Annotated in this window: 29 protein-coding genes and 1 pseudogene; 8 read left to right on the plus strand and 22 right to left on the minus strand. The window is 30.7% G+C overall.

Annotated elements, in window-relative coordinates; all coding sequences use genetic code 11:
• The coding region (locus tag GXK57_RS19955) for a hypothetical protein (protein ID WP_207710239.1) at window positions 1-759 on the plus strand (759 nt) is incomplete at its 5' end.
• Window positions 760-997: 238 nt separating this feature from the next.
• Here GXK57_RS19955 and GXK57_RS19960 read toward each other — a convergent pair.
• The 6 genes from GXK57_RS19960 to GXK57_RS19985 form a co-directional block, all read right to left on the minus strand.
• Window positions 998-1210, minus strand: a complete 213-nt coding sequence (locus GXK57_RS19960) for a hypothetical protein (protein ID WP_160679719.1) — start codon at window positions 1208-1210, stop codon at window positions 998-1000.
• Window positions 1200-1580, minus strand: a complete 381-nt coding sequence (locus tag GXK57_RS19965; protein ID WP_160679878.1) for a replication/maintenance protein RepL — start codon at window positions 1578-1580, stop codon at window positions 1200-1202. Before GXK57_RS19965 ends, GXK57_RS19960 begins: the two co-directional genes overlap by 11 nt.
• Window positions 1581-1704: 124 nt before the next feature.
• Complete coding sequence (locus tag GXK57_RS19970; RefSeq protein ID WP_160679721.1) at window positions 1705-2028, minus strand: hypothetical protein; 324 nt, start codon at window positions 2026-2028, stop codon at window positions 1705-1707.
• A 188-nt stretch (window positions 2029-2216) separates the two neighbouring features.
• Window positions 2217-2453, minus strand: coding sequence for a hypothetical protein (locus tag GXK57_RS19975; RefSeq protein WP_160679723.1), 237 nt, complete (start codon window positions 2451-2453; stop codon window positions 2217-2219).
• 107 nt (window positions 2454-2560) lie between these two features.
• Window positions 2561-3460 (minus strand): phosphotransferase, encoded by a 900-nt coding sequence (locus tag GXK57_RS19980; protein WP_160679725.1) that lies wholly within the window; start codon window positions 3458-3460, stop codon window positions 2561-2563.
• A 45-nt stretch (window positions 3461-3505) separates the two neighbouring features.
• Window positions 3506-4243 carry an HAD family hydrolase gene (locus GXK57_RS19985; RefSeq protein ID WP_160679727.1) on the minus strand — a complete coding sequence of 246 codons (738 nt, stop codon included), beginning with the start codon at window positions 4241-4243 and terminating at the stop codon, window positions 3506-3508.
• Between the two features lie 200 nt (window positions 4244-4443).
• On the opposite strand from GXK57_RS19985, the gene GXK57_RS19990 reads away from it, so the two are divergent.
• On the plus strand, window positions 4444-5352 hold the full coding sequence (locus GXK57_RS19990) for a PfkB family carbohydrate kinase (protein ID WP_160679729.1): 909 nt from the start codon (window positions 4444-4446) through the stop codon (window positions 5350-5352).
• A 566-nt stretch (window positions 5353-5918) separates the two neighbouring features.
• Here GXK57_RS19990 and GXK57_RS19995 read toward each other — a convergent pair.
• The 5 genes from GXK57_RS19995 to GXK57_RS20015 form a co-directional block, all read right to left on the minus strand.
• Window positions 5919-7880 carry a PAS domain-containing sensor histidine kinase gene (locus GXK57_RS19995; protein ID WP_160679731.1) on the minus strand — a complete coding sequence of 654 codons (1962 nt, stop codon included), beginning with the start codon at window positions 7878-7880 and terminating at the stop codon, window positions 5919-5921.
• A gap of 774 nt (window positions 7881-8654) precedes the next feature.
• Window positions 8655-8924, minus strand: coding sequence for a hypothetical protein (locus tag GXK57_RS20000; protein ID WP_160679733.1), 270 nt, complete (start codon window positions 8922-8924; stop codon window positions 8655-8657).
• Between the two features lie 221 nt (window positions 8925-9145).
• On the minus strand, window positions 9146-9709 hold the full coding sequence (locus GXK57_RS20005) for a hypothetical protein (protein WP_243156476.1): 564 nt from the start codon (window positions 9707-9709) through the stop codon (window positions 9146-9148).
• 273 nt (window positions 9710-9982) lie between these two features.
• Entirely contained in the window at window positions 9983-10939 is a 957-nt protein-coding gene (locus GXK57_RS20010; RefSeq protein WP_160679735.1) for an adenosine deaminase, read from the minus strand.
• A 363-nt stretch (window positions 10940-11302) separates the two neighbouring features.
• Window positions 11303-11473, minus strand: coding sequence for a hypothetical protein (locus GXK57_RS20015; RefSeq protein ID WP_160679737.1), 171 nt, complete (start codon window positions 11471-11473; stop codon window positions 11303-11305).
• A 352-nt stretch (window positions 11474-11825) separates the two neighbouring features.
• Between GXK57_RS20015 and GXK57_RS27005 the strand changes: the two genes are divergently transcribed.
• The 4 genes from GXK57_RS27005 (at window position 11826) to GXK57_RS20035 (ending at window position 14099) form a co-directional block, all read left to right on the plus strand.
• Entirely contained in the window at window positions 11826-12236 is a 411-nt protein-coding gene (locus GXK57_RS27005; protein ID WP_160679739.1) for a phage integrase N-terminal SAM-like domain-containing protein, read from the plus strand.
• 88 nt (window positions 12237-12324) lie between these two features.
• Complete coding sequence (locus GXK57_RS27010; RefSeq protein WP_160679741.1) at window positions 12325-12546, plus strand: transposase; 222 nt, start codon at window positions 12325-12327, stop codon at window positions 12544-12546.
• 40 nt (window positions 12547-12586) lie between these two features.
• Window positions 12587-13114: an RNA polymerase sigma factor gene (locus GXK57_RS20030; protein ID WP_160679743.1), complete on the plus strand. Its 528-nt coding sequence runs from the start codon at window positions 12587-12589 to the stop codon at window positions 13112-13114.
• Window positions 13101-14099: a DUF4179 domain-containing protein gene (locus GXK57_RS20035; protein WP_160679745.1), complete on the plus strand. Its 999-nt coding sequence runs from the start codon at window positions 13101-13103 to the stop codon at window positions 14097-14099. Before GXK57_RS20030 ends, GXK57_RS20035 begins: the two co-directional genes overlap by 14 nt.
• 258 nt (window positions 14100-14357) lie before the next feature.
• Here the strand turns inward: GXK57_RS20035 and GXK57_RS20040 are convergent, their stop codons facing one another.
• The 9 genes and pseudogenes from GXK57_RS20040 to GXK57_RS20080 form a co-directional block, all read right to left on the minus strand.
• Window positions 14358-14882: a topology modulation protein gene (locus tag GXK57_RS20040; RefSeq protein ID WP_160679747.1), complete on the minus strand. Its 525-nt coding sequence runs from the start codon at window positions 14880-14882 to the stop codon at window positions 14358-14360.
• Window positions 14883-15473: 591 nt separating this feature from the next.
• Window positions 15474-15617, minus strand: coding sequence for a hypothetical protein (locus tag GXK57_RS26675; RefSeq protein WP_243156477.1), 144 nt, complete (start codon window positions 15615-15617; stop codon window positions 15474-15476).
• A gap of 431 nt (window positions 15618-16048) precedes the next feature.
• Window positions 16049-16189, minus strand: a complete 141-nt coding sequence (locus GXK57_RS26395) for a hypothetical protein (RefSeq protein WP_202127757.1) — start codon at window positions 16187-16189, stop codon at window positions 16049-16051.
• Window positions 16190-16497: 308 nt separating this feature from the next.
• Window positions 16498-17493: pseudogene (locus GXK57_RS26680) on the minus strand (hydrolase); the annotation flags it as partial.
• Window positions 17494-18370: 877 nt separating this feature from the next.
• On the minus strand, window positions 18371-18820 hold the full coding sequence (locus GXK57_RS20060) for a hypothetical protein (protein WP_160679751.1): 450 nt from the start codon (window positions 18818-18820) through the stop codon (window positions 18371-18373).
• 68 nt (window positions 18821-18888) lie between these two features.
• Window positions 18889-19515, minus strand: a complete 627-nt coding sequence (locus tag GXK57_RS20065; RefSeq protein WP_160679753.1) for a DUF4275 family protein — start codon at window positions 19513-19515, stop codon at window positions 18889-18891.
• Window positions 19516-19975: 460 nt separating this feature from the next.
• Entirely contained in the window at window positions 19976-20968 is a 993-nt protein-coding gene (locus GXK57_RS20070; protein WP_160679755.1) for an AraC family transcriptional regulator, read from the minus strand.
• Window positions 20969-21198: 230 nt separating this feature from the next.
• Window positions 21199-21390, minus strand: coding sequence for a helix-turn-helix transcriptional regulator (locus tag GXK57_RS20075; protein ID WP_160679757.1), 192 nt, complete (start codon window positions 21388-21390; stop codon window positions 21199-21201).
• Window positions 21387-21614, minus strand: coding sequence for a hypothetical protein (locus GXK57_RS20080; RefSeq protein WP_160679759.1), 228 nt, complete (start codon window positions 21612-21614; stop codon window positions 21387-21389). Before GXK57_RS20080 ends, GXK57_RS20075 begins: the two co-directional genes overlap by 4 nt.
• A gap of 249 nt (window positions 21615-21863) precedes the next feature.
• Between GXK57_RS20080 and GXK57_RS20085 the strand changes: the two genes are divergently transcribed.
• The gene (locus GXK57_RS20085; protein ID WP_160679761.1) at window positions 21864-22373 is read left to right on the plus strand and encodes a GNAT family N-acetyltransferase; all 510 of its coding nucleotides are present in this window, start codon (window positions 21864-21866) and stop codon (window positions 22371-22373) included.
• Between the two features lie 297 nt (window positions 22374-22670).
• Here the strand turns inward: GXK57_RS20085 and GXK57_RS20090 are convergent, their stop codons facing one another.
• Window positions 22671-23507: an ABC transporter permease gene (locus tag GXK57_RS20090; RefSeq protein WP_160679763.1), complete on the minus strand. Its 837-nt coding sequence runs from the start codon at window positions 23505-23507 to the stop codon at window positions 22671-22673.
• 1 nt (window position 23508) lies between these two features.
• Window positions 23509-24429: an ATP-binding cassette domain-containing protein gene (locus tag GXK57_RS20095; RefSeq protein ID WP_160679765.1), complete on the minus strand. Its 921-nt coding sequence runs from the start codon at window positions 24427-24429 to the stop codon at window positions 23509-23511.
• Window positions 24430-24993: 564 nt separating this feature from the next.
• Here GXK57_RS20095 and GXK57_RS20100 point away from each other — a divergent pair.
• Complete coding sequence (locus tag GXK57_RS20100; RefSeq protein ID WP_160679767.1) at window positions 24994-25473, plus strand: DUF2975 domain-containing protein; 480 nt, start codon at window positions 24994-24996, stop codon at window positions 25471-25473.
• Window positions 25474-25504 lie beyond the last annotated feature (31 nt).

Genomic DNA, 25504 nt, shown 5'->3' on the forward strand with positions numbered 1-25504 from the left:
AGTGGGTCAGTTTTGTGTGAAAAAGTGGGTCAAAAGTACTTGACAATCTACAATAATACTGAAAGGGTAGCGTTTAATAATTGTAGTGGAGATATGTTTGATTTATATGATAATACATTAATTTTTAGAACTCTTCAAAATGTTAATAATAAAAATTATACATTAGGTGTATTTGATATAGTAAATCAAGATATACGTACTTTTAAGAATGATGCAGATTTGCAAATATATAAATTTTATTATAACAAGGTCAATAATAAAATTTATACAATAGAACGTTCTATAAGTGAAATGGCGTCAACTAAATTTCCTAATATACCAAGTAATAAAGTAGCTGAATATGATAAAAGTGGAGAAAATAAAAAGCAAATTTATAGTGCAAATAAATTTATTGATAATATTTCTGTTAATAATAAGGCGGATAAACTTTTATTTGATGCTACAGATATAGTTAATAAAAAGACAATACACAGTATTTATTTAATTGATTTAAAAAATAAATATGAAAAAGTTATATTAAAGCCTGGCGATAAATTTGAAAATACTAAATTTAATATAATTAAAAGTCCACAATTTTCACCAGATGAAAAAGGATTCTATTTTTTGGGCTCTACATTAAACTCAAATATTATTGATCAATCTAATAAAGGCAATACTGTAACTTCAAATGCATTATATTATTATGAATTTTCAACTTCAAAAATATCTAAAATTTTTGAAGTTGATGATGCTATTATTAATATTTTTAAAGTTAATTAATAATAAATATTATGTTAAATTGTAAAATAGCTCAACCAAGTCATTATTATGTGGCTGGTATTTACACATAAGTTGGCTGTACCCTTATTTTAATTTACTTTCCAACACACACTGGAATTTACTACGTGAATTCCAGTGTGACCTGCGGGGCTTTTTGGAGATAAAAAGGGAGTTTAACAACTCCCCTTCGCTTTTTTAAAGGCCGATATAACGTGTTTTATCGCGGAGGTTTTCCATCTTATTCCTGACTAAGTTTCATCCTATCAACTGTTACTTCCATAAACTTCTTAAGTCCTTCATCTGAAAAACAAGTCATATTGCCTTTTTCGTCAAAATTAATTCCTAATATTTTGCAAATTGCTAGCAGTTGAGTTGGGCTTAAATCAAATGCAAAACTTTCACCATCTGTTTTATATATGGTGAGTTCAGCACCTTCTAGTCTATTTTTCAATTCCATTCACTCCTTTGTCAATTTGACCTTCCAGAATAAGTTTTTCCTCAAGAGCTTTTCTTTTTACTCTTGAAACGGATATCTCATCAATTGGGTTTTCGGAATTGTAATACGATAAAAGGATTTTCCTTTTATTATCATTACCTTTCATCAAGATGTTAGGATTTACAAGCCATACACCATTCTGCACCTTTTTGATAAAGTTATTAACTTGAAGCTTTTTCATAATTTTTGCTATAGTTCTTGAAGAAGCTCCAGTATCCCTTGAAATTTTTTCGTAAGTCCCTATGAAGGTATTAGTGACGTGATTAGTATTTTCAGCAATATAGATAAAAATATCAAGTTGCTTATTATCTATAATTCCTAAAATGGGGTAGTGGCAGCATCCGTGTCATGTACTGAAAAGTAAGTGGAATTAAATGGTGTAAAGCAAATATAAAAAGCTATAAAGAATTAATTCCTCATAGCTTTTAAGACGTAAAATTTTCATATTACTACCTAATCATCTTCCTTTTAACAGTACCTTGTTTTGTCCACATTTCTAATAATTTTGTTATTAAGAAATAGGAAATTACAATATATCCCGAATATCTTGAGAAATAAAAAATTATAAGAAAACCCATTATAAATCCAAGTATTCCGAATAAAATGTTTGTAATGAATAGTTTAAATCTATATTTAGGTCTATTAATTATTTCATATTTTTCAATATTTACTTGAAAAATATTATACTGTTCTTTCTTAGATATTAATATAGATAACGTCAATATCATTGACATTAAGATAATACTTATTCCTAATATTAATTGAAAATCCATAAACATATCCTCCTAACTTATTTATATGTAAAATACTGCTATTGTACATTATTCCTTTATTAAGACATAAAAGCACTGCAACATTCTTTTTAAATAATACAGTGCTTCAAGTGATTATTAGCTTTTATTGTTGTGCCATTAAGTAAGAAAATCTTTGTTAATCCTAAATGGTATCATCGCAAAAGCTATTATAGTAATGCTTTTAAAATAGAGAGCACTATTATTATTAGTACAAAAACTAATCCAATGATTCCCATAGTACGATTATATTTAACTGCCTCGTCACTTGGTTCAAGGTTTTCGTTCTTAAATTGCCACCTCCTACCGAATAAAGCACTTTCTCTTGGATAAAATATCATATATAAAAGAACTGCAATAATAGGAATAGAAAAAACCACAATAAAAAATATATCTATAAAACTCATAAAATCCCCCAGTTCACTTAATATTTCTAAAATAGTTGTATACAAGATTATTATTCTAGTGTAATTACTTGTAAAATAACTTAAGTTTTCGTAATGGAACTCTATAATTAAGAAAAATCTCTGAGATACCATGTTGGAATAGGTTTTTTCATATTATCAAACCAACACAAAATATCTGTATTCTTCTTTAAAATGCTTTTTGTTCTTTCTGGTGCAAAATATTTAGCCCAGACAATGGATGTTATTTCACTGGCTGCAAGGTAATAAGCTAACAACTTCCAGAAACTCTCTGGCACTTCATGTTTAAAGTAACCGTCTATCTGACCAGATGCAAAGGCGGGAAACTCAACCCCAATACGATTAAATTCGTACCACGGATCTCCATAACCCTCAAAGTCAACAGTATGCCAATCAATAATTGATAAATTCCCAGTATCCGATAATATCATATTGCCAGTATGATAATCACCGTGATGCTGGCACTGTGATCTTTGGCGTAATAAGTGTCTATTACTTTCAAGGTAATTTAAAATAATAGAATTGCCTTCAAAGGGAATTCCCTCAGAGCGAAAGGCTTCTAGTCGTGGACCAATTACAGAATAATACCTTTCATCCCAATTATCAGATAGGGGTGTAAAAGGAACTGAATGAATTTTTTCAAGTATTTCACCTGACTTAACACCTAACATATACTGTTCTCTTAAGCTTAAGTCTGGCAGAATCATTTCAACTTCAACTCCATCAACCCAACTTAATAAGGTATATAAAGATTTGCCTTTATCGCAAGTACCAAAATTTATAGGTGAAGACATTGGTACACCAAACGAAGCTAAAAGCTTCATTTTCTCATACTCTGCTCTTTTTTGCGAATACTCCGATACATCTGCAACACGAAGTAACATATGCTCTCCATCAACAGTTTCAATATAATATTTTTTATCACCTGCCATACCTTTTGTAATTAATTCAATTTTAGAAAAAGATTTATATAGAGGTATTTCTCTCATATCCCTAGCTCCTCATATTATTAATAAAACCAACTGCTATTTGTCTTACATTGGGACACTAGCTCCGTCCCCATGACCCTGAATTACTTCTAATAATTCCTTTAGAGACTTAATCATAATAAAATCTTTATTAATAACTGTATCTTTTTTACGGTTTATATAAACTGGTGTAAATCCAAAATTATTAGCCCCTAGAACATCAACTTCAAAGTTATCTCCGATGAAATAAACTTGTCCCACGCCTATGCTGGCATCATATTTTTTAATATCCTCAAATACGGTTTTAAATAAATCCTTATGTGGCTTTCTTATGTTATAATCTGCACTAAAATGTGTGTTAACAAAATATTTTTCCAAATCATATTGGTTAATAAATTTATTCATTACATTCTTTTTAAATATGGAATTGCTTAACAAATATACTGGAATTTCTAATAGCTTAAGTTGCTCTAATGTAGAAATAGTGTCATTAAACAGTTCAGTAGCATTTATTTCAAGTGCACAATTAAATAAAATTTCTTCTATAGGATAATCCACTTTAAAGCCATATTTATTCTTGAAATCAAGAAGTTCGTCCTCAAAAGCCACTTCTGAATTGTCCTCATTTCTTCTGTCATAAAGCTGCTTCCAATATGTAGCTGCATAATCTAAAAATTCAACTTTATCTGTGTCCTCTGATAAAATATATTCATGCAGATAAAATAAGCCAGAATTAAAATCAAATTTAACATCATGAAGCAATGTCTCAAACAAATCAAAAACAACAGCTCTAACCTTTGTCATAAAGCCCCTCCGCACATTATTATTTTCTAATTCTCATTTTTATTTCTTTCAATTATAGCATATTTTGGAATATTATAGCACAAAACTTATTAATATCCTTTGCTTACTGTAAACTGTGAGACTAACACTTGGTACTAAAGCTCCGTCCCCCTGTCCCTATGATATAATATAATTATCTAACAAAAGCCTAGGAGGTAACCATGAAAAAAACACTTATTATAGGATCTACTGTACTTGATATAATCATCAATATAGAAAAGCTCCCCACTACCACTGAAGACCGTCACATAAATGGCCAAACTATGTCTATTGGTGGCTGTGGTTTTAATGTGCAGAACATAATAAAGCTTTTTGAGGTCCCTTATGTATTTTGTTCACCTATAGGTACTGGAATCTATGGAGATTATGTAGCTTCTAAGCTTCAGAAAATAGGCTTATCGCCTTTTGTGAGAGTTTCAGATCAAGATAACGGGTGTTGTTATTGTTATGTTGAAGCTAATGGAGAACGAACTTTTCTATCCTATCACGGTGCGGAATACACCTTTGATCCTAAGTGGCTTGATGGCATTAATATGAATGATTTTGACCAGGCTTACATCTGTGGTCTGGAAATTGAGGAGCCTACAGGTGATAAAATCATATCTTTTCTTAATAATAATAGACATCTACAAGTTTTCTTTGCCCCTGGGCCAAGATTCTCCATAATAGATAAAAAGAAGATTGATGATATTTTCAAGCTTTCACCAATCATTCATCTAAATATGGATGAAATCCTAACCTTTACAAAAGCAGCAACTTTAGAACAAGCTGTTAAGCTACTTTATTCCTTAACCAATAATTGCATAATCATCACAGATGGTGAAAATGGATCTTATATGTATGACGGCAAATTCTTGCAGCATGCCATAGGTATCAAAGCTGATGTTGTTGATACAATAGGTGCTGGCGATTCACATATTGGAGCCTTCATGGCTTCTAGAAAATTAGGTTATTCCAACATAAAAAGCCTAGAGATAGCCAATGAAGTATCAGCTAAAGTGGTGTCGATGAAAGGAAGCCTTCTTCCTGCTGATGTTTTTAGTCAAATAATTACCAAATTGGATTTCTGAATTATATAAATAACTTTTTGTGCATACTCTTTTCAGAATGTACATCAAATAAACTGGTGATAAATAAGATTTATTTTTACTGTTCACCATAAATAACTGTTATAAGCCATCGAAATCAAATGTTCTAGCAAATATTCTTTTGCATAAATGCTATAGACAGTAAATAGTTCGCTAAAGCTCTCACATATTGATACAAGATTAAAGTATTTTTAATTTAGATGTTCAATCTATTTATAAGAGATTATAGATGTATATCTTGTTTATTAATTATCTGGAGGTAAAGCTATGTCTTTAAATATTTTTAAGTGTGGGCTAAATGAGATTATTTATAACTATGATATTAAGTGTGCTGTTTAGATAAATTATTATATTATACATGTGACAGTAGTTAGTTGGTAAGGGAACATACATAGATTTGTGTAAATCAAATCTATGTATGTTGTTTTTTTGTATTACAACGTAGAAAACACCGCATAATTCCATTATAAATAATGCGGTGTTTCAAGTAATTATCTGCTTTTATCTATGTATAATTAAATAAGAATAATTGCTAAATAAATCAATTTCTATAAGTATATGTCTGAAAACTCAACATTCATTGCTTGGGTGAGACGATTATCATTCATCAAGTCAATCATAGGTTTATCGTTACTTTCTTCTACTACTATTTCATCTGGTAGTATTATTGTAAAGGTTGTGCCTTCGCCAACTTTGCTCTTCACTGATATGCTTCCACCTAAAACTCCAATAAACTTCTTTACCAGCGACAATCCTATTCCAGTACCTTCTGCTTGTCTTGACAACGAACTGTCAACCTGACCAAATTTCTCAAAGATAACCTCTAACTTGTCTGAAGGTATACCTATTCCTGAATCCTTTACGTCTACACATACTTTCCCTTTTAATGAATACAAGCTTACAACTATAGATTTACCTTCAGGGGTAAATTTGATTGCGTTGGAAAGAAGGTTTAAAAGAATTCTTTCATATTTTTCATCATCAACAGCTATTACCTTCTTTACAAGCTTGGATACAAACTTCATCTGAATTTTCTTTTTGGCTGCAAATTCGTATACAGACTCAGTGATAACTTTAGTCAAGAAAACAATATCTAAGTTGCTTTTATGCATTTTTATACGACCTTCATTAGCACGAGTGATATCAAGAAGGTTATTTACCAATCTCAACTGTCTATTAGTATTCTGCTTAATAGTTCCCATATACATTTTAACTTTATCAGTCATTTGATCTTCGTATATATTGTTCAGTGTTTGTATTGCCATGTTAATGACGTTTATAGGTGTTTTAAACTCGTGAGAAATAAGTGATAAGAACTCATCCTTCATCAACATTGCTTTTTCAAGAGCTTCGTTTTTCTCACGTTCTACCTGCAGCAAACTTAATTGACTTTTTTCTAAGGCTTCCGTACTTATTATATAATCTGTCATGTCACGAATACAAATAATAGCTGAAGTCAATTTTCCATCATTATCATATAAGGAACTTCCGGTAAAACCTAAATACATAGTTTTATCAGGTCTGACAGCCTTAAGGACAATATTATCTATCTTCTCACCCTTTAGAACCTTTGAACCTGGTAGCTCTTCCCTAATTAATTCTTTTCCATTCATATAATAATACTTTGTATGATTTATGCTATCTCCATGCTTCTGGACTTTATCTGATCGATAAGTCATATCGTAAGCACGTTTATTAATATATCTATAACTGCCGTCAGGATTTATTATAAACAATGCATCCGACATATTGTCGAGTATTACCTCTAGCTCCCTTTTTTGCTGCTCAATAAACTTTGACTGTTCCTCTACCTTTTTTCTGTTTAAAACCTTTTCTGTTATCTCTGATGTAATTTCAATGCAATATTTTAAAACGCCATCCTCAAATACAGGAGTGAGGCTTGCTTCCCAGTAAGTCAAACCTCTTTCGAATTTAAACATATATTCATCGCTATAGAACGGTTTTGAATCTGCAAGTACGCTTTTCCATATATCTTCAGATGAGCTGCCAATCCATCCTGGTATGATTTCGTATATTCTTTTTCCTATAGAATTTTCCATATTATTAAAAGGCTTATCCAAAAAGTTAAGATAAGTTTGATTAGCTTTCAGTAGAGTTATATCTGGAGTGCTAAAAACAGCAACACCAAATTTTTTATGAGAACATAGTGCTTCTATAGCTGAGAATTTAACATCCCATCGTGAATTTGGATCCTCTGAAAAAACAAATACCTTCTGAAATGAATCTCCAGTTATATCTATGCTTACAAACCTGACCCCAAAGGACTTGGTAAATATGAAATATTCTTTATCACCTTCTGTGTTTTCCCCATTAAAATTGGGTCCTATTCTTAAAACACTAAATAATTCCTTGATATTCTTGTTTAGCAGTTCCTCAACTGAATATTCAGTCATAAGAGTAAAAGACTCACTCACTTCTACAACGGTTTCATTATCTACTAATACATAAGGTTTCCCATAAAATTCATTGGGACTATTACAATAATTCATAAAAATGCCCCCTTGCTCCACTAATTATTACAATTTTACTTTAAAAACAACAAATATAATTTTACCACAATATTCAATAAGTTTCATATAGTTGTAAAATAATACAGGGGTATAAGCAGGTTAGTTTACATTTATATTGCTTTTTAATGTTTTATAGGGGTATTAATATACTTCACCTATTTCTCTAATAGGTTTGCTCCACTTAGCTCCTAGAAAAACCTCTTTCCACTTAAGACTTTAAATACTTATTTAGGTAATCCAATTTGTTTTACAATATTGCCATTTGTGTAGTTTTTAAGATGAATATATGTGACAGAAGCTCCATACCCCTGTCCCTAGGTTTAATGGTGTTGCAACTAAATATATCAGTAATTATATGTATTGATTCAAATGATTGCAATTGTTTGAAAATGATAATAAAATAGGAGGAATTTCAGCAGAAACTCATGGTAATTGGTTAGAGGTATCATTTTTATGGGTTGATGAAAAACTAAGAGGTCAGAAAATAAGTAATTTACTAAACGCTTAATCTATTTAGAGGTTAAAATAAGTTTTTATCTGAAGGTTACTTCATTTTTTTCTTAAATGCGTTTTAAGGGATGCCATTTCTGACTTCCCTTAAAAATTGATACATTATCAACATTGTTCTAACCCATAGCCTTATTGTTTAAACTGTCTACTTGATAGGGTTCAGTTCATTACGAACCATGCTGTGTTTTAAGTGATTATTTATTTTTATTTATATGAGGTTAGACAAGAATAAAACATAATAATTTATTGTTTTGAAACACCCATACCACGGATAAATAAACATATTATTAAAACAAGTTCTATCAATATACACATGACAAAGAATAGTCCTTTCTTTGCATAAATGCCATAGCCAAGAAGTGCTATATATACGAACGAAATAACGGACAAAGTTAAAATATATGTTCTTTTACTGTAATGTTTTCTTTTCTTTATATTTCTTATTTGATTTGAAAGTAAAAGCAAAGTTATTATTAAAACTAATGTAATCATTAGTAAGCCTATTATATTCATTTATAGTTTCTCCCAATTTTGCTAAACAGATTATCAATATGGAAGCTTGGTATAAGCAACACTGAACACTTTACCAATGCATCTTAATTATCACAAATTATACCATGTTGTACCAAATGATTCTAAAAAAATTCTAGACCATAGGGTGTTTTAAGCAGTCATTAGTTTTTTATGTGAGGCTATATAAAAAAACTATGAATTATAGATAATTTTTCATAAGATTATTTTATAAGAATGCCTGCTCCTGTATACAGGTATGGAGTCTCCCTCTCTAAGGTAAACTTACCATTAGTTTCGATAACAAAATTCTCCCAAGTAACGTTATCAGTACCATTACCATAGTAAGCTGATGAATTTAACATTTTCAATGTATTATCTTCATATTTGATAAGTATATAGTGCAAGGCTTTAGCAGACTTTTCCGAACCGCACATAATAATTGCATATTTATTAGCACCTGCTTTAAGTTTATCAATAACATTTATATTTTCAACAGATATGTTAAAGTCATTTGCAAGTTTCATAAAGGGACTATTAGGTAATACGCATAGATAGGAATCCGAATTCCACCTATCCCTTAATTGCTTGGCCATCTTTTCTGGATCTGAACAAGCTTCATGGATACCCATATTGTTGGGACCTAATTGTATTTCTTTGTAAATATTATCAACAAAAGCTCTATCATTTATATGTTCAGCTTTGTTGGTTTCCCATAAGTAGTAGGCAATTGAATATGCACCACAATACATACTACCTTTAGGTTGAGAAATATATGGTTTAATCAAATCATCCACTTCCTCTCAATATATTACTTAAATTAGTAATCCTTCTGAATATATTATAAGTATCTATTATTTTGTACGTCATAGCTTACAAGTACATGGCATCTCCTACAATCATTGCACTATATTACATTCTATTCAATAAAAGTTCTACTTCTAAGGGTGACTTAAAATATCTTTTTACCGCATTATTTATTTTTTCAATAGAATATTCATATCTTTAAATTTGCCAATTGCATCACATTATTTTCCTATGTTCACATACTAATATAACTTTCATAACCTTATCAATCCATTAATCCTTATATCATCAAGCTCCTCAGCAGTCAATGTGTCAGCATTATATAATCTCATGTATTCCTTTGATACATCGCTGTCAAAAATAAGTATGTCATCAGAGTTTATGGTTACATCAACTCCTGAACGATAAAGTTCCTTAATTGGATGTTTTTCTAAACTTTCAACTCTACCAAGTTTAATGTTGCTTGTAGGAGTAATATTTAAGCGGATATGGTTATTTATTAAAAATTCAATTACTTTTTCTGAAGTAACCGCGGCAATGCCATGTTGTACTTCATCCAGTTCTAGCAACTCAACTGCCTTTTTCACATCATCAGCAGTGCCCCATTCTCCAACATGAGCTTTAAGCCTCAAGCCTTGGCTTTTAGCTTTCTTATAAATTGGAATAAAATTTTCAATTGGCTGTGCAAGCTCATCTCCATACAAATCAATAGAATAAAATATTTCATTTCCCCAAAAATGCTCTAAACACTCTGTCAAATAATCTATAGGACAATGCCTTGATAATCCTATTTGCAGCCTTAATTCAATCTCTGGTGCTATCCTTTGGTTTGCATCTTGAAACACATTAATTAACGCTTCTATATCATCATGAAAAAACTCTCCTAAGCCCCAAACATCTTCACCAATCTCTAGAACTTTAATTCCATCATATTTAGCTTGTACAAAAGTTGCATCAATTAATAGTTTTCGCATTTCTTTATTATTAAACTTGTCCCCAATGTACTTATCATTCCATCTATGCATATCCTGCATGGTGGACAAAACTCCTTTAAAATAAGGAATTTCTACTCCAGTTTTGAGTTTTATATACTCTCTACTTCCACCTAAGGCAAAATGATTGTGCAAATCTGATTTTGGAATGGCTCTTAATTTCTCCATATCATGATTTTTTAATGCTGCAATGAACTTATCTGAATATAGATCCTCCATCTTCTCCTCCAATCTAGCTAAATATTAAATATATACAACTTAATCTACTAATTATGCACTCCGGATAGTCTCCAAAAGATTAGATTATATAACCTATATAAATTAAGTTTATAAGATGAATATATGGGACTAAAGCTCCGTCCCCCTGTCCCTGAGATCAATTTTTTTACTTTAGGATATGCTGATTTATAATTTTTCAAATCATAACCAGTTATCGTGGAAATTTTCTTGCATTGCGACGCAAAACACTGCAAAACTCAATTATGAATAATCCAGTGTTTAATTAATTATTCGTTTTTATTGTTGTGACATAAAAAAGAATATTACATTTTAACTTTAAACATAATTCGTAGCGTATAATACCTATTTTATATATTTTGTTTTAAATCCACCTACAATTATTAAAATAATTGCAACTAAAAGCAGTGGTATTGCAAACCAATTGGGTATTGGCATAATGAACCTTTCTGTTATTCTATACATTACAGATATAAGAAGTCCTATTCCCAGTATGGGAGAGATTGCCTTTTTCATTATTATTATCTCCTAATAAAATATGAATTATTTTTATTTCAGATAAATTTACTATCTCCAACTAATTACTTGTAATCATACCATATTTCGCCAAGTTATTCCATGACTATAAAGCCACTTGAAGGTATTAATATTATTCTCTACACTGCATTATTCAATTTTCAAAAAGCATTGTTCGCATATTAAACTTCACAAGTTACGACGTCTTTTTTTTCATAGAACTAAATCGCTAAAAGCGATGGCTTAAGTCAGTGATTAGTTTAAGTTTATATGGAAAAAGTAAGAAGTGAAGTTTCTTTCTCAAGGAAACTTCACTTCTTAGATTTTACACGCCTTTTGAAGGAGTGATAAAATGTATCAAAGAATAGACAAAATGATTAAATATCTAGAACTTCGTGGTCGTAGCAAAGCTACTATAAACAGTATGGTTTTAACTATAAAGAAGTTTTCTAAATTCTATAATCAGCCACCTGAAACGCTAGGTGAACAACAAATTTTCAACTATCTGAATTATTGCATAAATGTTAAAAAATTATGCAGAGGAACTGTAAGTTATATTAATAGTACTCTAAAATTCTTTTATGTTGTAACTCTTGAGGGATCGTGGAGTGATTTGAGAATTCCTATACTTAGATATGATAAGAAATTACATAAATATTTAACAAAAGAAGAAATAAGACTCTTATTATATTCTACTACTTATTTAAGACATAAAGATATAATATCCACAATGTATTCTATCCTATTTACTGCTGTTTCCTAGACTTTGCTAGAATTAGCAAAGGATACGAAATATTTAAATGCCAATATCGGTTTTACAACTATTTTCCATACTTGGGGGGCAAAACTTAATGTATTATCCACATATACATTGTATAGTTCCTGGAGGAGGATTAAGTCTTGATAATAGTAATAGGATAAAATCAAAAAAGAATCTTTTTATCCCTGTAAAGGTACTTTCAAGAAAATTTAGAGGAAAATATTTATTTTATTTGAATTATTCTTATCAAAAAAATAAGCTGAAATTTCCTAAGGAAAAAATATTTATTTTTAAGGGAACAAAACCCCTTTAACGCGAGTCTTGTTAATGTATAGTTGAAAGAAGGTGATTAATTGGACAGCGAAAATCTTATTATTAAAGCTAAAGGTGGAAATAAGGAAGCTTTTGTTTCGTTAATGAGTTTATATGAACGTGATATGTACAACCTATCAAAACATATGCTTGGCAATACTGATTTTATTTATGATGTAGTTCAAGAAACTATAATAACCGCCTACCAGAAAATAGGTACATTAAAGAATTCAGCTTCTTTTAAAAGTTGGTTAATAAAAATATTGATTAATAAGTGTAAAACCCATCTTCACAGAGAAAGCAAAGTTACATATTTAGATGAGGAAATTGTAATCCCAACTATGGATGAATCTTTAGAAAGAGTAGAAATTTATGAACTGCTTAAGAAATTACCAGAAGACTTCAGAGCTGTAATTATACTTTTCTATTTCAATGATTTTAATTACAAGGAAATTTCAGAGATACTTAATATACCTGAGGGGACAGTTAAATCTAGATTATTTAGATCAAAAGCCCAGTTATATGAAATGATTAATTGTAAGGAGGATAAACGTTATGAAAGGTTATAGTGTTGAGGATTTATTTAATAAGGAAAAGAATAAAGCAATAGATACAGAGTTTCATAACTTCTTTAACCAAACTCTAAGTAATTTACCCAAGAAGAAAAGAAGGCAAAGGCCTTTTATAGCAGTTGCAGCCGTGGTTGCATTTATGGTGCTCTCATCTACAGTGATGGTATTCGGTAAAAATATACCAGTAGTTAAAAATATTAAGAATTATTTCTATGCACCTGAAGAATATGATAAATACGCTCAGCATGTTGATACCGTCGATAATTTTTATGATCTCAATGTTAATATTCACGATGTTATTTATGATAATAATTTTCTTATTTATTCATATACAGTGTCTAGGACAGATGGAAAGCCAATAGAATCACTTGACGATGAAAAACTAATGATCTCAGCAAAAGTACCTGTAAAAGATGATCAAAGCACCTCTGGAGGTGATTTTATTACAGAGAAGACCGATAATTCTTTTACCCATTATAGCTACATGATTATAAAAAATTTAAATCTTCCAGATAAAATGACATTGCCTTTCGACATCCTATATACTAATAATCCAAGGAAAGATGCTGAGATTGTAAAAACAATTAATGTGGAAGTTGATAAGACTAAGCTTAACAATTCATTAAAAGAGGTTAAGCTAAACAAAGATATCAAAATACAAGAAGGCTCCATATATTTAGACTCTATTTCTTTCACCCCTTTTGGTGCTGTATTCTTTTCTGAGAACAGAGGTGGATGGGATTTTGAAGGCGAAGACCATTACTATTTTGGATTGTTCGATGAAACAGGCAAACAATTATACTGTAAAGGTACGGGTGTGAGTTATGATAGTGGAAAAAAGGTATCTGTGATTACAAAACCGTTTATTTCAAGTGAATATAAAGGACATAAAAGTATTACAATTAAGGTTTATGATAATAGAACTAATAGTGAAGTAGAGGGAGCCAGCACTACAATTGAGATACCAAATTTAGATCAATAGCTAAGATATGTTTAATTTTTAGTCATAGAACAATTTAATACAATAATAAATATTGATTGTCCTGTACCTAGTGGAAGAAACTCCGCTAGGTATTTTTGAAAAAGAGCAAGGAAGCTTTGCACAAGCTTATAAGTGATAAAGCATTGCTAATAAGCTTGCACAAAGCATAATAAATATATAGTGTGGTATTCCTGTGGGGACAGAAAATAAGAGGGCAGGTCCATATTAACAGTTCCTTTAAAAGTAATACTCAGCAATTTATTCAGCATATTCTTTTCTTAAACTGTCTATAAATTCTTCTACTTCTCTATAATTACTTAAAATCTTTATGTTCTTATCAGGAAAACTTGTTAATATATCTTTAATTCTAGGCATTGTATCCATTTCAAAATTTTTTATGAACTCAATAAATTCTTCTTCCACTGTATAATCAAAGCCCTCTGCCATGTCATCCCTAATTACACCTTGCTTAATATTTTCTTCAGCTCTTTTATAAGCGTTGGCTACACATATTTCTGAAGGTATATTTAATGCTATTATTGTATCAGCTAATTTAACCCTCATTTCAAGAGTAGAAATATAATTACCATCAATAATCCATTTCTCGTGTATCCGTGCAAAATCACTTACTCTTGCAACTAATTCGTCTCTTGTTATGTGCGATTTTCCGCTAGTATGATAAATTTTATCTAAATGTAAAACTGGGTAATGCAGAAAATCATTAATTTTTTTTGTTAATACTGATTTTCCCGCACCTGGACACCCGATTATTATAATTTTCATCTATTACTCCTCCGCTTTTCAGTTTCTTTTACTTGCATACAAATAAATACAAATATTATTAGTGAACAACATCTTACTGTTCCCACATAATTACTTGCAATCATACCATATTTACCAAAACTGTTCCATGACTATAAAACTACTTGAATATTTTAATGTTGTTCTCCTTAGGTGCATCTGTCTGCTTTGATGAGATTGAGTATAATATTGGGTAGTTGGACTCTTGTAACAAACAATAAAATTCCAAGGAAGATAGTAATCATATTGGTATTAAAAAGAATTTTTTTAATATCTATTTTTCGCTCTTCGCAGAGTCCCCTACTGCCATGAGTCCAGAGAAGAATTATCTGTACAGATAAGAAAACACTGGAATAAATAACTAATTCTTTGCCTAGGACAGAAGTTACAATTGGGATAATCGGATTGCCAGCATTTGAGTACATAATACATATTTTTTCAACTGCATCCAAGTGAAATATCTTTTCAAGCACCTTTACTAAAATCAACAAAATACTATAAATCACTATTGCAGCCACAAAAGCAAGAAGCAATCTATTCCGTATGCTTTCTGTATATTTGACCTAAAAGGCATTAATAATAACGCAAGGCATTATTAGATAAATAACGACTTTTGCTCTCTTTAACTTTCATTAAACGCGTTTTAACCAATACGAATCCCATAGCCGTAATTAAAAAAAGCTTGGCAATCTGCTTCATTAATAACGAACTAATCACAATTCTACCTCCATAATTTAAGGGAAACAAGTATACCTTATATTCTTCACTTCACAATAAACTCAAATTTTCATAACACTCTTAAGCCATTAATTTCTATACCATCAATATCTCCAGCGGTTAATATCTTCAATCTTTTCTCTTGTATTCGCCTTTGCTAAGCATATATGAAATAACCTCAAAAGAAATCAAAGCTTTCTGGACATCAATTATTAACAATGGAATATTCTTTTTACATTGCCTCCTAATTATATTTTAAATTTAGACGTAAAAATACCCGGATGAAATAATGATTTCTCCAGGGTAATCATTCAAAAAAACATTACTCTTGTGGGCTTGTCTGGTTCCTCTATATTCCTGTGTGTTAAGTCCTCCTATTGCAAATCCGGATTTTATTTAGAATAAACATGCAGAAAGATTGTTATCTTGACCTATTGTATAAACTCCTCGGTTGTGTAAGCCCATTTGTTACCATCGTAAGTTGGTATCATTTTTCCCCACAATTCAAAAGGTTCATTAGGAATGTTAATATCATTCTTATTAGCTTCAGCAATCCTTTTAATTTCAATCATTTTCAATCCACCTTGCAAATTTACTATTTGTCTATTACTCAAATTTGTTGCTTATTAAATTATAACATACTGTTTAATTGTACTTTTGCTTATGACAAGTTATTTTATACTATTCTTTACCAATGATTTTATATTCTAAATCCAATTGCTTCACAAAAGGGTATTATCTCTTTGCCTATTATCATAATACTTTTAAAATAGATAATACTTCAATGAATTTAAGTCTTTCTTCTTATTCTCCACCATTCCCACTTATATGGCTTTCTTAAGTTAAAATTATAAGACTGAAGCTCTGTCCCCATGTCCCTCTATTTCGAATACCATCCTTTTATGACTTCGATACTGTCTTCACTTGGATAATAGTTATTGTCAGATTGCTTACTTCCAATTGCAAAAATTGAAAATCCTAAATTCCATTGTTCGCTTTCAAATACAGTTCTGTATGCCTGAAAACAATTAGCTTGCTCTTTGTCATTCCATTTGTAGGTTAAATCTGGGTTCCATGGCTCAATAGAGGCTTTAGCCTTTGGTGGAAACCCTAATTCACCAAAGAAGATTGGTTTACTCCATTTATTATTAAAGTTTTTAACCTCTTGCTTTACATTTTGTTTTCTATTGTATCTCTGAGTACTTTGGAGAGCACTTACTAAGTTGTCCACTGTGTTTGTATCATTTTCAGTAAGTTCAAAATAAGAAGCAATAGAAATGAAATCTAGCTTTGAAAATAATTTATTATTCAGTTTTTTGTTATAGGCTGATTTTAAGTTGTCCTCAATCTTTTTAGTTGAAGGATCATTCCAGTTAGTTGTTACCCACCAGCTCGTTCTATATGTAACTAAGCCCTTGTACTGTCCCTTTACATAGTCTATCATTTCACAGAACTGGTTTTCATAAAACTCAATGTTGGTGAAGCTCGTACCTATATTAAAGCACTCAACATGATAAGGCACTGCGATATCATCAATTAACGGCTTTAATACTTTGGCTTTCCAATTGTTAAAAAAATCATCAATATTGCTAGGGTTCCAATCTGACTCAGCTTTACTGCCATTAGCTATCCATGGATATGGCTCAAGTATTATATTTATGTTTTTACCTTGTAATTTCTTTATAAGTTTTATCGCCTGTTCTTCGCTGTTATTATCAATTGACATATCACTGGCTGAAAGGTCGCTTATATTTATAACAACGGGAATATTTATGGTATTAAGTCCTAAGGTATCAATATCACTAAGAACTGTCTCAATTTTATAGTTAGTAACTAAGTTTCCTGATTTAATTTTTGCTGCAAATTTGCTGTCTAATTTATCGTTTTTCATTGCATGCCATTTATAATCATTAATACTTATCTGTTTAGAATTTCTTGGGTAACCATAGTAGTAAACAGCATCTAAGTCTTTATTCAAAGCTAAAATTTTATAGTTTGATTCACTTTCACTACTTGGATATCGGTATTGAATAATTACAGATTCACCTGATTTAGCCGGTTGTCTGGCTAAGTAATTTCCATCTGAATCTAACACTGCAAATTCTGTTACTTGGGGGTCCTTATTTTGAATATATAGAACCGATTTATATCCCTCTTTAGTTTGAATATTGTTTCCTCCTAATGTTACAACCATATCTTCTTCATGCGGATAGTAATAGGTTGAAGACTTACTTTTATAAAGAAAACCAAAAGGTTTAGTAATAGTAGTCCTGTATAGGTTTTCTTTAGGATTATAGTAAATGTGAAGGAAATTATTATCTACTTCTATTTCTTTCAAGAGTTTCCCATTAGCCTCTATAAGCTTGTTAGATTTTGAAGCTTGAAAAGGTGTTAATCTTCCCCCTAAACTCCACAAGGCAAATATTGATGAACCAACTAAAATTGATACTACAGATACTACGAGAATATTTATAGTAGCGGTTTTAGACTTATATTTGTTTTTTAAATTCTTAACTGATAGCAGTATCAATATGGTTATTATAATAAGACTACTGACCAATAATACTAAGTTTTTCATATGTTATCCCTCTTTCCCCAATGCCTCATAGTATGAATACATTTACTTATTTTAATTTTAAATAATAACAGCGTATTTCTTTTTAGCTATTTTGCTGCCTTCGATTGTACCCATATTTTGATTGTTATTAATTATATTAATTTCAACCAGTATTTTTCAATTGCACCTATAATGTTTACATGACATGAAGATTTAAAAATTCTAAAGTTAGATTGTTATCATCCATTTTCTTGATATAAAATCTGGCTGTTAAATCACTTAGTTGACCATTTAATGGAATGCAATCATAATGTACACTTCCTATAATCCTCTTATCTTTAAAATTACAGTCACGGCTCACTTCAATGCTATTTATTATTTTATCCTTTTCTTTATTATCATGAATTGAAGTAATTTTATAGTCCTCAGGTCCAAACATCTCCTTTATTTCTTCTCTGGTATAGCCAACAACACCATAGCCATATATAGCTTGTTCTAGTAGGTCAGGTGTCCATTCGACTTCCGAATTATCAGAGAGAAACATATAAAGTGCTTCCTCGTATTTCTCATTGGCTAAGAGTTCATTCCACTGAATAACCATATTTCTAATTTCACCATCACTTACATCAGTACGTAAAGTCCTCATTTTATAGCTCCTCTTTTAGAATGTAAAATCCAGATTTATAATGCTTAGTCCTCAATCTATATGGGACATTATCTCCGTCCCTCTGTCCCGTTAAAAAAGTACGGTCCACACATGGTTTCATGTGTATTTACATATGTCCATTTTAGAGACTGATCAAATAAATATATATCATAATCCAATTCGTTCTCAATAGAATCAACTGTCAATCCATCATATTCCTTAATAATATCTTCATCATTATCAAACTGATTAAACCCATATATCTTTTTTATTGTTAAGTTTTCAAACTCTGCTCTAGCATCATCACCAGTCATAGGTTCCACATAATTCCACGAGAAGATATGCCATAGGTAGTTTCCGTTTGAGGTAATATGTTCATCTTTGTCTGCATCACTTATATTAGGCGCAAATTTTTCTAACCATTTACACTTCATATCTTTCACTGTAACATGATTTCCGCCTAAGCATCTTAATCCCTCATTGCCTATTTCATAGGCATTTTTCAAAGAATCTGTTTTATGAATATAATCTTTATTACCACACCAAGGTACAAACTCCATTTCACCTGTCATATAATAGTCGTCATATACCTTTTGCTGCAACCCAACACAATACAAATCATTACTTTCTTTATATATTACATACCTATACTCCTCATTAAAAGAATAAATAACATCAACTAAATTTTCTCTCATAATTCCTCCAATTGAATAAATTGTTTACGCTAAAAAATGGCCTAGCCGGCTATTTTTAATAAAACTAAATCCAAACCATTATTAAATTATTAAGCAATTAATTTAGAAGTTATAGTTTTTTAATCAGTTATTTTCATTAATTATACATAAATGACAACACAATGTAAAACATATTATTCTCAATTTCATATTTGCCACATTCTGTGCATAGTTTGACGCTTTTCTTTTTAATTTATTACTTTTTTATCTGAATAAATTCAATTGCTTAATCCATCAAGTTCTTATTCTTTACGGTCTATTTATCTGTATCCAGTATTTGAACCCCTTTGAGCAACTTGATTATCATAAGCTATTTCTACTATAATGTATAGCTAAAATATTACTTATGCCAACAAAACATGGGAACTAAAGTCCTGTTCCCATGTACTTCTATTACTGATTAAATAAACTACTATTTATATTACATAGAGACACTTTCTCCGTCCCCCTGTCCGTACTTCAAAGCTAGATCATCTAATTCTGCCTTCAATTTTGATTTATTAAGCTTAGCTGCTAGTGGTGAAAACATTTCTATAGTTGCTTTGGCCTTCTCTCTCCATTTTTCAGGTTCAATAAATTGGATTGTTCTCATATTATGAAGACGATCTGCCAATCTAATTAAACTTACTCTATCAAAAATCTCATCTTCCTCTTTTAGTTCCACAGAAAGATCATAGGTCTTGGTTGTACTTTCTATGATTGTTGATATTAATGGTGAGAAAGTCTCCTCCACCTGCTCTAATGTAACTGAAGTTTTTTCTTCGATAATATCATGTAATAAGCCTGCTATTATTGTTTCCTCATCGGCTTCCATTTCAGCCAATATAATAGCTACATTAATGCAGTGAGTAACATAAGCTTCACCTGACTTTCTTTGCTTCCCTTCATGAGCCAAGCAAGCTAACTCATATGCTTTCTTTAAGCGGGTGAAATCATTAAATAATTCATTCTCTTCAACGCTTTTAACTAACTGCTTATATAATTCTTCAGGATCTTTATAATACTCCGTAGCTTTTAGGAACATATTTGTATTCTCAAATATTTTACCTTTATCCATGTAATACTCTCCTCCATTTTCCTTATATGATTTCTTTATGCCAAATGCTTTAATAACCACTGGAGAAAATCCATACTTTTTGCGAAAAGCTTTTGTAAAGCCATTGTTTGTTTCATAGCCATATTTTATTGCAACCTCAAGTATCTTTTCTCCTAAAATAATATCTTCTGTGGCTCTTAATAGCCTTCTATCTTTAACGTACTCCATAACAGATACTCCCATTTCCTCTTTAAACATTCTTGAAAAATGATAGGTGGAATATCCAATTGCCTTTGCTATTTTTTCTAAGGTTAGGCTTTCTGTAATATTATCTTCAATATATTGAAGGCATGAAAATATACTCTCTGAATACTTCATTAATTTACTCCTTTAGTTCTCACGTGGTAATTATATTATAAGCCTTACTTTGTTTTACCACCGTTCCATTCTTGCTCACTATTATTCACCTCATGCTATTATTGTACAAAAAAAGAACCTATATAAATAGACCTTTTTTATGAGTGTCCATTATATAGGTTCCATTTTAATGTATAATTCATCCTTGTAATATAAGCAAAAACAACAGCATCTACCATGCTGTTGCTTGGCTAATCAAGTATAAATAATATTTCAACAGATACACCTAAAAATCTACCCATTTTAAGAGCTAATTCAAGCGTAGGATTATATTTGTTGTTCTCTATGGCGTTTATTGTTTGCCTTGTAACAGATAAATGTTCTGCTAATTGTTCTTGGGTCAATCCCTTCTGCTTCCTGTATAATTTTAGATTATTTTTCATTTTGCATTGCCAATTTTGTTTTTGAAATATGCCTGACTAAAAATCAATACAAGATTTTGTGTAATTAGAAGAAAAAAAGCTATACTTGAAGACACCGTTCTTCTTGATATATACTCTATTACCACCCATACAAATAAAAATGTGATAGTATAAAAGTAAGCAATCTTCAAACTTTTCAAAGAAATATGTTTCTCCATTTCATCCATTTTTCTAAAACCTTTCATATTATATCACCTCACAAATGTAAAAAGTTCTTTACAGTAATTATATATAAAAATCACAATACTATTCCGAAATGTCAAGAGGCTTTTACATTATTTATTGATGTACCTAGTATATTGAGTTTATCTTATTATATAATCAATTCAGATTAACATAGCCCTCAATTAATATGGCTGGTCAGATGCTAATCTTTTCATCTATCTTATGCTATAATAAACTCTATTCAGAGCGAGCAACAGGAGGATAGTATTATGGACATTAAAATTAGAAGAGTATTTATAGGAGACTTAAATGCAGTTACTGAAGTGGAAGCCAGGTGCTTTCCAGAGGCTGAGGCTGCTACTAAGACATCACTAGAACAAAGAATCCACACATTTCCTGAACACTTTTTTGTAGCTGAAGCTGATGATAAAATAATAGGATTTATAAATGGATGCATAATCGATGGAACCACTATCTATGATGAATTATTTAATGATGCTACACTACATATTGAAAATGGAGCTTACCAGACCATTTTTGGCCTTGATGTAATACCTGAATATCGTAATATAGGAATCGCTGAGCAATTAATGAAGCATATGATAGAAGTTGCAAGACTAGAAGATAGAAAAGGTGTTATTCTAACCTGCAAAGAAAAGCTTATTCATTACTATTCTAAATTTGGATTTAAAAACAAAGGTGTTTCACAATCTGAGCATGGTGGTTCTCAATGGTATGATATGATTTTGGAGTTTGACTCTGTTAAAGTACCTTGTTGAAATTAAGTGGTCAGTTATTATATGCTTTGATGAGCTTGGGCAATGAATTAATATGATTTTTGTTATATCTTTTATGAATAAAGATAGCCTTAACCAAGTAAAACCGATGGTTAAGGCTATAAAGAGCTCTTATTTCTGATATAGTTCACCATCAATAATCCTACAACTCCCCTACATATTTCCTTATGAAAATAATCTTTAAGAACTCTATTCTACTATAACTAAATTATTATATATTCCATCTGAACCTTGGGACTAAAGCTCCATCCCTCTGTGCCTAGTCCCTCTGTCTCTTTCCTATCCCCATAATGCACTGGCGTCACTTGAACTTCTGTTAAGACGAGAAAAGTCTGTTTTTACAAATGAATTAGTTGATAATATGAGAAATATAACACCTATGACCATAATTATAGTAAAGGACATGATAGGAGTAACAATAAAGCCGTTAATTTTAATAGCCAAGCCCTGTCTCACAAGTTCTTCAGAGGATAAATTTGTTTTTTCTAAAACAACCATACGGAAAAATGCAGTTGCATAGGTCATTGGGTTAATATAAGCAACATATCTAAGGGTTTCAGGCAGCATGGATAAGGGAATATATGCTCCTGATATAAAGGTTAAGGGCATGGTTACAGCAGTTTTAACTATTTGAAAGGTTTGCCCATTACGTACAATGGTTGCTAAGTATAATCCAACGCCGGAAAAAACAATTCCCACACTAATCATAGCTAAAAGCACCCATAATGGTGTCACCCATGTGGTAAATTTTATACCTATAAATAATCCAAGAATTAATATCATAAGTCCTTGTATGGTGGAGACCGTTGCTGCGGATAATAATTGGCCCAAAGCAACAGTTATTCTTTTGGCAGGAGAAACCAAAACTTCTTTCATAAAGCCGCTTACCATATCATCAACGGTAGAGGAGGCTAGATTAAGTGAACCCTCAAACACTGTTGTTATGATAACTCCAGAGAGCATATACGCAATAGGATTTTCTATTGAGTTAATTTTAAAAATAGCACCAAATACATAAACAAAGAAAAAAGGGAACACAAGGGAAAATATTAATCCTGTTTTATTCCTTATAAAAGCCTTCAAGCCTCTCTTCCACAATGCAAATACCGTATTCATATTATGACTCCTCCCTAATTTTCTTTCCAGTTATCTCTAAGAAAACATCATTAAAGGTACCCTTCTTTATTTCAATGTCAGTAATCACATCTTTCTGCAAACTCAAAACATTCAATAAAGATTTAATATTTTCAGCATCAATCTTATAGTAGCTGTCCTTCTTCACATAATTCATTTCAAATTCTGCAAGTAGCTTTTCAAGTTCAGCTTCGTTCTTTGTAGTGATATATGCCTTATCCTTAGTGTACATCTTTTTTAAAGCATAAGGCGTATCATGGGCCACTATCTTACCACCATCTATGATTGCAATCTTATCGCATATTTCTGCTTCTTCCATGTAATGAGTGGTAAGAAAAATAGTTATATTTCTCTCTTTCTGAAGCTTCACAATATATTCCCAGATGTGAGATCGAGTTTGGGGATCAAGCCCTGTTGTTGGTTCATCCAGAAATAAAACCTTTGGGTAGTGAATTAGTCCACGCGCAATTTCTACTCTACGTTTCATTCCACCAGACAAAGCACCTACTAATTTCTTTCTTTCACCCAATAAATCAACTAGCTTTAAAACAAACTGGATACGTTCTTCTACTTCTCTTTTTGGAACATTATAAAATACACAATGCATCTTAAGGTTTTCATCAATTGTCATTTTTGAATCCAAGGTTGAATCCTGAAATACCACTCCAATTGCTGATCTAACCTGACTTTTTTGCGTAGTAACATCTTTTCCATCTATTATAAGCATACCTGAGGTCTTATCAAATATTGTACATAGAGTATTTATGGTAGTACTCTTACCAGCACCATTAGGTCCCAAAAAAGCAAAAATACTACCTTCCTCCACCGTAAAAGAAATATCATTTACAGCTATAAAATCACCATACTTTTTAGTGAAATTTTTAACTTCAATTATCGAGTTCATTTCCTCATCCCCTTTACTTGGCTTTAATATGTGTCACTTCAATCCTTAATTTATTCTCATAAGCTCCTCTTGATTTTGAGCGAACGGTTTGAGAGTATAATTTATTTACAAAGTGGTACAATTATAACTTTTGTATCATCTATCCATAATCTATTTTAAATCTATCTCAAATAATAGTGAGATGATTTAAAAATAACAATTTATTTTCAAAGTACTATAACAATAATTATGTCTTAAAATACGTATTTTAATCACTTAAAAAAATTATAAAAAATTTGATTATATTAAAGAGTTCCTATTATAAAACTTAATTTATACTTGTTGTGAAATCGTAAGTTCAGGGAATTTTAGTGTATGGATAAATTAATAATCCTCTAGCTACCTTTACAAATTTCCTTATCTAAAGAATCTTTCCTAAGGACAATTCTAATCTCCCTATAATTAAAGTATTATACCTGCCAACAAAACAATGGGACAAAACCTCGATCTTCCGGCCCGTTTTTATTGTTTTACGATAAATACTATGATAAAATGAAATAACAACAGATTAGAGAGGTGCTCCTTATGAGACTTAAATCAACACTTTTTTTAAAGCTAGTAGTTATACTTGTTGGAATTCCAATTCTTGCTCTTGGTATATTTGGATTGTATGATTTTTATAAGTATCCATTAAACCTAACAAATCATGAGTTAATACTACTTCCTATCATAATAGGTATATATCTAACAGGTATACCTTTTTATTTTGCTTTGTATCAAACTTTTAGACTACTAGGCTATATTTATAAGAATAATGCTTTTTCTGAGCTATCTGTGAAAGCTTTAAAGAATATCAAATACTGTGCAAGCTCAATAAGTATATTCTATATAGTAATATTGCCAGTTTGTTCATTATACAGCAGAAAATATGATTTTCCTGGGCTAGTAATATTGAGTTTATTCTCAATCTTTGCTTCGGCAGTAATTGCAGTATTTACAGCTGTATTGCAAAGGCTTTTAAAAGAAGCCCTAGCTATAAAATCAGAAAATGATTATATAATATAGAAGCTAATTGTTTAGCAAATATAAATAATTC

Source organism: Clostridium sp. C8-1-8 (assembly GCF_009928445.1).
In the GTDB taxonomy this organism is placed as follows: domain Bacteria; phylum Bacillota; class Clostridia; order Clostridiales; family Clostridiaceae; genus Clostridium_AR.